At 38.5% G+C, this 12,165-nt stretch carries 10 protein-coding genes and 2 pseudogenes; 10 read left to right on the top strand and 2 right to left on the bottom strand.

Annotation, left to right across the window (positions count from 1 at the left end; translation table 11 throughout):
• Positions 1-392: pseudogene (locus BUB80_RS15500) on the bottom strand (methanethiol S-methyltransferase); the annotation flags it as partial.
• 367 nt (positions 393-759) lie between these two features.
• Positions 760-1,251: pseudogene (tnpA, locus tag BUB80_RS15495) on the bottom strand (IS200/IS605 family transposase).
• Positions 1,252-1,844: 593 nt separating this feature from the next.
• Between tnpA and BUB80_RS15490 the strand changes: the two are divergent.
• The 10 genes from BUB80_RS15490 (at position 1,845) to BUB80_RS23670 (ending at position 11,947) form a co-directional block, all read left to right on the top strand.
• Entirely contained in the window at positions 1,845-2,426 is a 582-nt protein-coding gene (locus tag BUB80_RS15490; RefSeq protein ID WP_073294516.1) for an RNA polymerase sigma factor, read from the top strand.
• Between the two features lie 78 nt (positions 2,427-2,504).
• The gene (locus BUB80_RS15485) at positions 2,505-3,659 is read left to right on the top strand and encodes a FecR family protein (protein WP_073294494.1); all 1,155 of its coding nucleotides are present in this window, start codon (positions 2,505-2,507) and stop codon (positions 3,657-3,659) included.
• 41 nt (positions 3,660-3,700) lie between these two features.
• Complete coding sequence (locus BUB80_RS15480) at positions 3,701-7,081, top strand: TonB-dependent receptor (protein ID WP_083547190.1); 3,381 nt, start codon at positions 3,701-3,703, stop codon at positions 7,079-7,081.
• A 10-nt stretch (positions 7,082-7,091) separates the two neighbouring features.
• The gene (locus BUB80_RS15475) at positions 7,092-8,534 is read left to right on the top strand and encodes a RagB/SusD family nutrient uptake outer membrane protein (RefSeq protein ID WP_073294488.1); all 1,443 of its coding nucleotides are present in this window, start codon (positions 7,092-7,094) and stop codon (positions 8,532-8,534) included.
• Between the two features lie 76 nt (positions 8,535-8,610).
• Positions 8,611-9,780, top strand: coding sequence for an acyltransferase family protein (locus BUB80_RS15470; protein ID WP_073294513.1), 1,170 nt, complete (start codon positions 8,611-8,613; stop codon positions 9,778-9,780).
• Between the two features lie 190 nt (positions 9,781-9,970).
• Positions 9,971-10,441, top strand: coding sequence for a hypothetical protein (locus BUB80_RS15465; RefSeq protein WP_073294510.1), 471 nt, complete (start codon positions 9,971-9,973; stop codon positions 10,439-10,441).
• Between the two features lie 53 nt (positions 10,442-10,494).
• Positions 10,495-11,079: an RNA polymerase sigma factor gene (locus BUB80_RS15460; RefSeq protein ID WP_073294485.1), complete on the top strand. Its 585-nt coding sequence runs from the start codon at positions 10,495-10,497 to the stop codon at positions 11,077-11,079.
• Positions 11,080-11,096: 17 nt separating this feature from the next.
• Positions 11,097-11,405, top strand: coding sequence for a hypothetical protein (locus tag BUB80_RS15455; protein WP_073294482.1), 309 nt, complete (start codon positions 11,097-11,099; stop codon positions 11,403-11,405).
• A gap of 151 nt (positions 11,406-11,556) precedes the next feature.
• Positions 11,557-11,733 carry a hypothetical protein gene (locus tag BUB80_RS23675; RefSeq protein ID WP_175549620.1) on the top strand — a complete coding sequence of 59 codons (177 nt, stop codon included), beginning with the start codon at positions 11,557-11,559 and terminating at the stop codon, positions 11,731-11,733.
• On the top strand, positions 11,675-11,947 hold the full coding sequence (locus BUB80_RS23670; RefSeq protein WP_175549619.1) for a hypothetical protein: 273 nt from the start codon (positions 11,675-11,677) through the stop codon (positions 11,945-11,947). The genes BUB80_RS23675 and BUB80_RS23670 overlap by 59 nt, the downstream gene beginning before the upstream one ends.
• Positions 11,948-12,165: the final 218 nt, after the last annotated feature.

Genomic DNA, 12,165 nt, shown 5'->3' with positions numbered 1-12,165 from the left:
ACCCACCCTAAGAGATAAATCCCATTTATAACCATCGTTACAGTTTCATTCTCAATTTTCCAGATTACAGATCGCATGGGTTGCCATTGCCAATATATTAATAGTAATGCTAAGCTTGAAAGTAATACATATGTACTGCGTTCAATTACAGGATTTATAAGTTTTGTCCACCACTTTTTAAATACAGGTCTGGCCATTATGCTATGCTGGAGCGCAAACAGACTTAACAAAAATACATTGACGAGAAGTGATTCTGTAAAGGTTGTTTCAGTTCCAGAGTCGATTGATTTTGGAACAATAAAATTGCCAACAAATACTATTGCGTAAAGAAAAGCAACAAGAAATACGAGGTAAGCAAATAATCCGTAAAGAAAAGTAATTGACTTTATCATGCTTGTAGGTTTTACGATGGTTTTAGTTTAAAAGCAGTTCATTTTTTTAATTACCAACTTGTCTATATTTTTCGTAGGTATTTATATTAGGCTAAACTGTTTCTATACTTAAAAATAAGTTTAAAATAGTAAACCATTATTACATTTTTACTTTAAAAATTTACATAATTCAAATATATCCAGAACTATACGTAAATTAATAGCATGCATAACAGTTTTAAAATCCTTGGAGAATTTTAATTCAAACTATTTTATTTTCTTTACTCGTTGACTGGATATACTAATTTCATGTTTAGTAAAAGTTAAGGATAAAACTGGAGATGCTACATTTGAAGGTATCCATTACCTATTTCTTAAAACTAAACCATTATGGACTTAAAGTCCATAGGTTTGGTTTGTGGATTTTAAGTCCACGATTCGTATGCAACCTACTCAATGATAAAATTTGGTCCTGATCAGTGGGATTGCGATGATGCTCCAAATAGGTATTCAACATTTCATCTGTGATATTACCTGTACTCCAACATCCAAATCCTATAGCCCAAAAATGACGCCCCCAATAACGCTGCTTTAATTCAGAAAATTCAACTTATCGTTTTCTTGAACTTCTTCCTTTGAACAACTTAACAAGTGTACTTATATCTTGATTGGGACGATATTCTATATGCATGTGAACATGATCTTTTGACATAACTCCTTTCAAAATTCGAATATCTTCTGCCTCACAGATTTGAAGCAAAATACTGCGACAGCGTAATTTGATATCGCCTTCTAGAACTGGAAAACGATACTTAGTAACCCACACAAGATGTGCCGTTAATCTACTTACACTATGACCATTGCTGCGTTGATAATCCACTAAACAAAGATAACATTTTTAGAAACTGAAAGTGAAATGCATTAAAGTACATATTTTTAACTATTTATGAGACCAATAAAAGCCTTAATATTCATCAAAAACACAAGCTGGACTAGTCTATAAAACCCCTACTATACAATAATATACCATGATCAAATGGATATTGACGTAATATCATTTGATTAGTCCTATTTTATTTCTATACTTGAATAATGTCCATATTCCTCCCAAATGGAAACGCATTATAAGAATAATAAATATTAGGTTTAAAATCACAGATCATGATCAAAGCAAATACACCAAATCAATTTAAAAGCAAGCCTAATGTTGATTGGGTAAATATGTTATTTTTTGTACTTCTGGCTTCTTGCTTTCTCTATGATGACAGGCAAGCTTTCATCCAAGGTGTATTACAAGGATTACATGATTTTATCCGATAACAATAATTGAGCTACAGATATTTGGATGCCTATCCTTAGATGATGTTCATCTAAATACTCATGCTCCATTCAAGTACGATTGCTTCTTATTAAAAGGCGATCATGGATTTGTAGTGGGCAATAAAATAGCATATTCAACTATTGACTACAGGCATGAACTCCTATACCACGCTAAATGATAGCGAACTATTAAACCTATTGAAGAAAGGTGACAGGAAAGCTTATACGATAATTTATCACCGTTATAAAGTCCTTTTGTACCAGTTTGCCTACAAAAAAACAGATAACAAAGAAGAGGCTAATGACCTTACCCATGAATTATTTTTAATGATATGGGAACAACATAAAGAAATTGTTGTCCAATCTGAACTGGTGGCTTTTTTATTTACGGTACTGAAGCATAAAATATTTAATCATTATAAAAGGAAAAAGGTCACAGACCGTTATATCGACAGCTTTTTAAGCTACCTGGAATTTAATGCTAACGCAACAACTGATCACCTGATCAGGCATAATGAACTATCTGCTCTAATTGAAAGCGAGATCGCTGCCTTACCCATTAAAATGCGACAGGTATTTGAGCTCAGCAGAAAAACAAACCTGAGCAGGAAACAAATAGCAACGGAGTTAGACATTTCTGAACAGACCGTTAAAAGCCATATGCAGCACGCATTAAAAATCCTAAAAACAAGATTAGGGTCCCTCCTTTTTTTAATCGTATTTATCCATCCATAAAAATTTTCATTTTTATTTAACCCTTTTGCCCGAGCAAGTTTACATGTACTTGAAATGAGCTTAATCATTTGATCAGGTATGCAACATAACGAAGCGAAAGAACTGTTTTTAAAATATCAGTCAGGACAATGTACTGCTGAAGAAAAAGCAATTGTAGAGGATTGGCTCCTATTCGGAAAATTAACCGAATTCAATCTTAGCGATGAAGAGCTGGAACAGGAAATGAAGTATCTAGATAGCCGCTTACCTATTGAGCCGATCATCAGGAAGCATTCCTTCAGATACCAACTCCCTGTTGCAGCTGTCCTTTTAATTACTATAGGCTTGGGTATCCATTTCTATAATAAAAACCCTTTATCCAATAGTGGGCCTGTAAACAGTATCGCCTACGAACAAGGCATTACTCCCGGAACCAATAAAGCGACCTTGACCATGAGTAATGGCGAAACATTCCATTTAAAGGGAAACAAGGATCAGATGCTTCTGCAAGAAACAGGTTTAAAGATCACGAATACGAAACAGGGGCAATTGGTCTATGATGCCCACCACCCAATAAACGCACACAATCCTATACAACCGGAAAGTCTTTTGGCTACCCACACGGTAACTACTCCGCGTGGCGGACAATATGAAATCATCCTGCCGGATGGTACAAAGGTCTGGTTAAATGCTTCCTCCTCTTTGAAATTCCCTGCCTTGTTTACTGCCCAAGAACGCAACGTTGAACTGAAGGGAGAAGCCTATTTTGAAGTCGCAAAAAACGCCGCTAAACCATTTCAGGTATTGGTAAACACTACCGTAGTGCGGGTTTTGGGGACGCATTTCAATATTACAGCCTATAGTGATGAACCAAACATAAAAACCACTTTGCTGGAAGGCGCGGTACAGGTAAACAACAGGAATCGCATAGACAGGTTGAAGCCGGGGCAACAAAGTATCATCGGTAAGCATGGCGAAATGAAAGTCGTAAACGCTGCTGACACAGAACACGCTGTTGCCTGGAAAAATGGTTACTTCTACTTCAACAGGACGAGTTTAGCGGAGATCATGAAGCAGCTCTCCAGATGGTATGATGTAGATGTGAGCTACAAGGGCAGGATACCTGTTGAAGAGGAGTTTGTCGGAAAAATAACACGTAAAGCCTCAATTTCTGAAATCCTGAATGTATTGGAATTGAGCGGCGTCCATCATAAGGTCATCAACAAGCGTATTATCCTAACATCTGAAAACTAAGAACATTTAACTATCCCCTTTCTATCTATATTCTGAAACCTATGCATTTAACCGCTTCCTTCATTAAATTCTATAAGTCTGCTTTAACACCCACCCCAAGAGTGAAATTTACAATTATTTTGCTACTCTGTTGCCTACAATTGAGCATGGTTAGTTATTCCCAGACGATCACTATAAATGCAAACAAGGCAGACATCACACAAATATTTAAAGAAATCGAAAGCCAAAGCGGGTACCAATTTTTCTATAAGTATAGAGATATCGCAAATGCACATCCGGTTACCATCAACCTGAAAAATGCATCGCTGGAAGAAACATTGGCTAAGAGTTTTCTAGATCAACCATTTACTTATAAGGTTCTCGATAAAATCATTGTAGTGAGTAGGATTAAAATAGCAAGCCCCGACCCTAACACGAACCATGCAGCTAAAGTAACAGGGCTTGTGAAAGATGAAAGCGGCCAGCCTTTACCCGGCGTAAGCATTCGGATCAAGGGAAGTTCCGGAGGAACGATTACAGACCGTGACGGCATGTTTACAATTTCAGCCGACCCAAAAGCCTTATTGGATATTTCCTACATTGGTTATAAAACAATAGAAGAAACCATTGCCAACAGGGCGCTGATCAACATTATCCTCGAACAGGATAACCAGGAATTGGATGAAGTTGTTGTCGTTGGCTATGGGAATTTAGAACGTCGAAATCTGACCAGTTCCGTTGGCGCAGTTAAGATGTCTGCTATAAACGGCATCAAAAAAGCAAGCTTAGACCTGCAACTGGCCGGTCAGTTAGCAGGGGTCAGTGTTAATCAGGTGACTGGTACTCCAGGCGGCGGTGTTGTCGTTCGTGTTAGAGGTTCTGCTTCAACGGGTGCCGGTGATGACCCTATGTATGTGATTGATGGTTTCCCGATAACGCCTTCTTTTGATCAGAACTCCAATCCTATAAGCAACCTTAATCCCGACGATATAGAATCAATCAGTGTATTAAAGGATGCAGCTTCAACAGCTATCTATGGATCACGTGGAGCAAATGGTGTCATCCTGATCAATACCAAAAAAGCCAAAATAGGACAATCTTCCATTACCCTAAATACATTTACAGGAATCCAAAGCATCCTGGCAAAAAGTAAAATAAAGATGATGGATGCCACTCAATTCGCGCAATTTCGGGTTGAGGCTGCCGAAGATCTGGCGAAATTTAACGGGACAGTATTCGATCCAGCTACAATACCCGCAGAATACAAGAATCCTTCCTCATTAGGTAAAGGGACCAACTGGTATAATGAAATAACCAGGCCGGCACTGATGCAGAATTATAGCTTAACAGTTGCTAATGGAACAACAAAAGTACGATCGTTGTTCACTGTCGGTTATTTCAACCAGCAAGGTAACATCCTGAATACGGATTTTAAGCGCTATTCCTTACGTGCTAATATTGAAGCGGACATCGTAAAAAATGTAGTTATTGGCCTTAACCTTGCCCCTTCTTATATCACAAGAAATGTTCAGGGAACAGATGGACACTTTGAAAATGGAGTATTAACCCAAGCGCTGCTCGATAGTCCTATTCCCCCTGTAAGATTACCGGATGGATCATATAATACAAGAATTGGATCAGCCGGAACTTTTATTAACAATAACCCGGTGAATTCAGTAATGAACACCATCAATAAGCAGTCGGGGTTTCGTACTCTGGCTAACGTTTATGCCAGTTGGCAATTCCTAAATGACTTCAATATAAAAACTACTTTCGGAGCAGATTACGGCAATAGTAACACAGATACATTCAAACCTTCTTTTGTAGGTGGTTTCCGCTTTCCTCCTCCACAGTTAGCCAGCGGTTCTACCGCTGCCTATAACAGTCTGAACTGGTTAAGCGAAAATACAGTCAACTATAACCATAAATGGGGTGCTCACTCGCTGGCCATTTTAGGCGGCTTTTCTGTTCAGAATGAAGTGAGCAACGGCAGGTCTGCATTCGGTACAGGTTTTCCTGACGATGTGGTACCTACCCTTAATGCTGCGACCAACATTACAGCAACTGCTGCTAAGGAAGCCTGGAAATTATTGTCCTTCTTTAGCCGCGTGAATTATGCCTATGAAGACAAATACTTGCTGGCAGCGTCCTTGCGCAGAGATGGTTCTTCCCGCTTTGCACCTACCCACCGCTGGGGTACATTCCCTTCAGTGTCCGCTGGGTGGCGCATTTCCAACGAATCCTTCTTCCCTAAAACAACATGGATAGACCAGCTTAAATTTACAGCAAGCTACGGCCTTGCAGGGAATAACAACATCGGCAACTATGCCTATATACCAACCGTGGACAAAAACAACTATGTGTTTGGAGACGTACTTGCACCCGGAAGCGGCTTAAGTCAATTAGGCAACAGTAACCTCGGTTGGGAAACAACACACCAACTAAACATGGGCATGGATCTGTCCATGCTAAAGGGCCGTATTTATTTAGTCGCAGAATATTATAACAGATATACCCAAGACATGCTGAGTGATATCTCACTTCCCGTTTCCTCCGGCTTCTATTCTACTTTAACTAATGTAGGCAATGTAAGGAACAGAGGCTTTGAATTCACGTTGACCACCAAAAACATGAACCGAAAAGACTTTAACTGGGAAACCTCTTTCAACATTTCTTTCAATCGAAATAAAGTACTCAGTTTAGGAAATACGCTTAAGATAGCCGCCGCTCCCGTATTTGAAAACGCAACCAGTATTACCGAAGTAGGCCATCCATTGGGTATGTTTTATGGATATGTTTTTGACGGGATTTTCAATAACCAGCACGAAATCGATACCAGTCCTCATTTTGACGGACAGGTACCCGGAACAATCAAATACAAGGATATTAACGGTGATGGAGTGATTGATGAGAAAGACCAAACGATCATTGGTAGCCCCTACCCTAATTTCACCTTTGGGCTGAACAATCACCTATCCTATAAGAATTTTGATCTTAACATCGTGATGGCCGGTAGCCAGGGCGGACACGTGTTCGATCTTTATAAACAATTTACCACCAATTTAGACGGAGTTTTCAACGTGGAGCAAGAAGTTGCCAATCGCTGGCGATCGGAGGCTAACCCCGGGGCAGGACTGTTACCAACGACCAATGCAAATACTAATCTTGCACGCGATCTTTACCCATCCTATTGGGTAAAATCTAACTCCTATATTGCTTTTAAGGACATTACAATAGGCTATAGCTTCAAAACCAAGTTCAGCCGGAACTTCAGAGTCTACCTCAGTGCCCAGAATGCTCTGTTAATAACAGGATATAAAGGTGGAAATCCGGAAGTAGCCATGGATTCAGAAACAGGCAATCATTCCTTATCACCCGGCATCAACTTTATCAGTTACCCGGTTTCTGCCGTATACGCTATGGGTATTAATTTAACACTATAATCATCAGGACATGAGCAAATATATTTATATCACCTTCATTACTATCTTAGGCTTTTCCGGTTGCAAAAATTATCTCAATGTCGAACCGGAAGTCAATCAAAACGGAGCCAACTATTTTAAAACCAAGGATCAATTCATCAAAGCCGTCAATGGTGCATATGCCCCGTTACAAGATTTGTTTAACGGTCAATTCTGGGAGATGGGAGAAATGAGGTCAGATAATACTTCGTATCAATTGAACAATCAGGATAATTCAGGAACCCTACGCCAGGAAATAGATGAATTTAGAGAAATCAACTTATCTGACGAGGTTCGTTCGTTCTTTCAGTCCAACTATACAGGAATTGGCAGATGCAACGTTATTTTAACCCGCTTACCAAAAGCGGTCCTGAACGATATTAAAGCAACAGATATGATTTCCGGACAAGCCAGTTTTTTACGTGCCTATTACTATTTTAACCTGGTTCGGATGTTTGGTGATGTACCACTGGTACTGGAAGAGGTCACCAGTAAAGATCAAGCCATTAAAATCAATCAAAGAAAACCGGCAGCAGACCTGTATACTGTGATCATTGCTGATGCGTCCCTTGCAATTGACAAACTTCCGGAAGTATATGCTGATAGTTTAAAAGGAAGGGCAGCTAAAGGGGCAGCAAGGATATTACTGGCAGATGTATTCCTGACCCTTCATAAATATGATTTGGCCGTTCAGCAACTTAGACCACTACTTACATCTGTTTACCGCCTGAATTCAAATTATGCCGATAATTTTGACACAAAGAAAAAGAACGGACCGGAATCTATTTTCGAGATTCAGTATATGGAAGGCCCGAATAGCCTAAACAGCATCTTAGCCGACCGGTTTGTACCTTGGGATTCTCCGGATGGATTGATCACAGGATTCCCGATTGACCATGATGCAGGTAACGGTTGGAATATTCCAACGCAGGATTTTTTGGACGCCTATGAACCGGGTGACCTAAGAAGAGCGGTCTCTGTTGGAGAAGACTACATATCTGATGCCACAGGGAAAATGGTTCCTTATGTAAAAAAATATACAAGCCCACATGCAGTAAGGGCGATTTCAGGGAACAACTTTCCAGTTTACAGATACTCCAACGTGCTACTTATGTTAGCTGAGTGTTTAAATGAGCTGGGTAATTCCGGAGAAGCTGTGCAATATTTAAACCAGGTACGCACCCGTGCGGGTTTACCTCAATTCAGCAATACGAATTCTTCAGATGTAAGGAAAGCTATACTACAAGAGCGCAGAATGGAATTTGCATTTGAAAACCAACGATGGTTTGACCTGCTTAGAACGGGTACTGCCGTTGCCGTAATGACGGCCCATGCGGTGAAAGAACGTCAAATTAAAAGTTATTTGAGCCAGGGAACCTATAACAACATCAGACTACTGTACCAATACCCACAACGCGAAATTAATTTACAATAATGATCTTCAACACAGATATCTTTTAATTTATCGTGCTATGACACCTATAATACAAAGTCCTATTAAAACGAAGCCAATGGAAACTATTGCATTAAAAGATCATCAATCTATTTCCGGTACGTCGGTAGTAGAGGCCAAACAGCGTTTACTTTCCCTGGACTTTTTTCGGGGTATAACAGTAGCTGCAATGCTTCTGGTCAATAATCCGGGGAACTGGGACAGTATGTATCCAATACTGAAACATTCGGAATGGAATGGATGTACACCTACAGACCTTATCTTTTCCTTTTTCCTTTTTATCATCGGCGTTTCTATTGTTTACTCCATGGAAGACAAAAAAAAGGATATCAAAATGCACCCGGCTCTTTTATTTTCTATTTTCAGGAGATCCTGCCTACTGATTGGGATTGGAATATTTCTTTACTTATTATCTAATTTTGAATTGGCACATATGCGCATCCCCGGTGTATTACCAAGAATAGCATTGGTTTTTGGAATAAGTGCAGCCATTTATGTGAAAACAACCGCAAGAATGCAACTATTTATTATTTTCATTATACTAATAGGGTACTACTTTGTTTTGAATTATGTACCTGTTCCGGGATTTGGCCCCGCCAATTTAGAACCGTCCACAACTTTAGGGGCGTGGCTGGACAGAGCTGTCTTTACGGAAAACCACCTCTGGCAAGATGGAAAAAATCTTGACCCGGAAGGTCTTTTAAGTACAATACCGGCAGTTGCAACCGCATTGATCGGCATACTTGCCGGAACCTATTTAAAAAAGAGCCAATTAGCAAGCACAAAAGAATTAGGAAAATTTATCGTATGTAGCCTGATATTATTTTTGATAGCGATCATTTGGAATACTTCCTTTCCCATAAATAAATCTTTATGGACAAGTACCTACGTTTTATACACGGCAAGCTTTGCCATTTTTTTCTTAATAATCTCTTATTGGATGATTGATATTAAAGGGCGGAATAAACTCATTTCACCTATAGTCGCATTTGGAAGAAACCCTATTACAGCTTATGTAATTGCAGGTATCGTTCCCACCGCTTTGTATAAAATAGAAATAATAGATACCGGTACTAAAGTCAGTCTTTGGAACTATGCAAATCTTCATTTTTTCATGCCCTATTTCTCACCAAAGTTAGCGTCCTTAATTCCAGCACTACTTATACTCTTGCTTATTTTTGCACCCATTTGGTGGTTGTATACCAAGAAAATTATTATCAAAATATAAAAGCTCAATTCCTCCAATAAAAATTCAGATAAATCTATACTGCAACAACAATTTAGTTGATGTATTAGCCATGCTATTGGCTATACACAGGCAAATTATACCCAAATTATCCATCAAATTACTATTCATCGCCTTAAAAGATGAGTCAATTAAAACAAATATGGCCTATAAAACACCTCAATTTTTGCTTATGGAAAAGAAAATTGACATTCGCCTGCGCACACTATTAGAAAGCTATGATGTGCATACCGATCTTTTTCCCAAAATTATAACCGGAATTACCGAGCGGGATCTTAATTTGTTCAAAAAGGGATCAAATATAATTCCATGGATGGTCGGAAGCCAGGTTCAACTCCGATACGATATTGCTAACTGGCTGGGAATTCATGAAAATCAAGCAGCAGCAGAACTCTTCTCAGGTGTTCAAACTGTTCAGGATAATGCCATATACCCCCCATTGGCTTCATTTATTGATGACTGGAAAAAGATCAGCCCTATGCTCAGAAATGCAATCTATGAATTAGACAACGAGGAGCTATTCCTGTTTTCTAAGAAAGAGCCTGGGAAGACAGGGACATTTTTTGATCTCCTATCCGACATTATCCAAAGGGAAACGAATTGTATCGTCCACATAACAGCATGGCGGGCATTTCTAACCTAAAATATTTTTAGCCAAATATCAATATTCAATAACCTACCCAAGCACCGAAGAAGATGAACAAATATAGCTTAGCAATAATCAACTATAATTCCTGTACAGAGGCAGAACTTCTTAATCTTTTGAAAAAAGGTATTGAACCTGCTTTTAATGAGATTGTCAAAAGGTGGGAAAAGAAGCTTTATGACAAAACCTATAAAAGAGTCCAGAATCCGATCCTTGCAATAGCGATTACTAAGGAAATTTTCAATGATTTATGGGAACGAAGAGCAGCAATTCAGATAGAACACCTGCAACATTACCTGTCAGTCAATGCAAAATATAAAGTGTTCCTTCTTTACAATAAAAAAATGTTATCACAACGGATTGAAGAGCCCCTCGATCATTTTGCTATCGCCATCTTGGAAGCTGAAGCAGCCTTGAGTATTGAGGATATAAAAATATTGATTTCAAAATGGTTATTGACACAGCCCGAAGAACGTGTGGCAATCTTTGACCTAAAATATAAAGCAAAATTTACTTCTGTTGAGATCAGTAACACACTCGGCATTGCATTACATATAGTCAAGAAACAAATCAATATATCCCGGAAAAGCCTGAACCAATTTGTACATCAATTCCTTGCCCTTAGCCTGGATTAACCACTAATGAAACTATTATGAAGTTATTTGAATATATAGATCGGATCAACCTGTTACATAAATTGATTAATGAGCAAAGAACAGGAACTCCCGAAATTTTAGCCAAACGTTTAGGCATCTCTAAAATAAGATGTTACCAAATAATAGAAGAATTACGCCTAATGGAGGCACCTATTGCTTATTCTAGGCAAACAGGAAGCTATTATTATACTGCTCAATTTGAAATTATAGCAAAGCTAACAATTGTATCACTTTCAAAAGCAGAACTAGTGCATACAAATGGAGGAATAGGTGAAAATAAATTTGACCTTTTTTGTTTACTATAATTTTTATATAGTGGCCAAACATACCTTAGTCTTATTGAAATGAGGAAATCCCGGGAACAAAAAAATAGTATATGATACATTTCAATAGAATTAAGGGGGAAGCCGAACACCCTGAAAAAAGTAGGCATAAAAAACAATTAAACTAGTTACTATGAAAAAGTTGGATTTAGCAACGCTTGAAGTTAAGGAACTGAGTGGCGAGGACATGAAAAATGAAAATGGTGGACAAACGCCTGAATCTTGGTTAATCGGATTTGGAATCTATTTGTATGACAACAGAGACCGATTCTTGGCTGGGATTAAGAAAGGTATTAACGATTTTAAATAACAATTTTTTAGGAGAAAGTATTATGAAAAACATGAACAGCCAAGCATTAAGTGACATGAACTTACAGTCACTTGACATGAATGAAGAATTAAATATTAATGGTGGTACTAAAGGTGACGCTGCTGAACTCATCGGAAGATCATGGGTTTGGAGTATGGCGCATATACTTACCGGTGGCGTAAGTACAGTATACCTCGTTGCCCACAATATGTAATATTGTTGAACTTAAAATCACTTCGCACAATGGAAAAACAACTCACAAATCAAATTAAGAGTAAACCAAATTATGATTGGTTAAATATGTTGTTATTGGTTCTCCTTGTTTCTTGCTATCTCTACGATAGCAGGCAATCTTTTTCCCAAGGTGTAATACAAGGTTTACATGATTTTATCAGGTAACAATAATTGAGCGGAAGACTAGCACTCCTATAC

It is taken from the genome of Chryseobacterium polytrichastri (assembly GCF_900142445.1).
Lineage (GTDB): Bacteria > Bacteroidota > Bacteroidia > Flavobacteriales > Weeksellaceae > Chryseobacterium > Chryseobacterium polytrichastri.
Note: the sequence above shows the minus strand (reverse complement) of the source record. Positions and strands in the feature narration are given on the sequence as shown.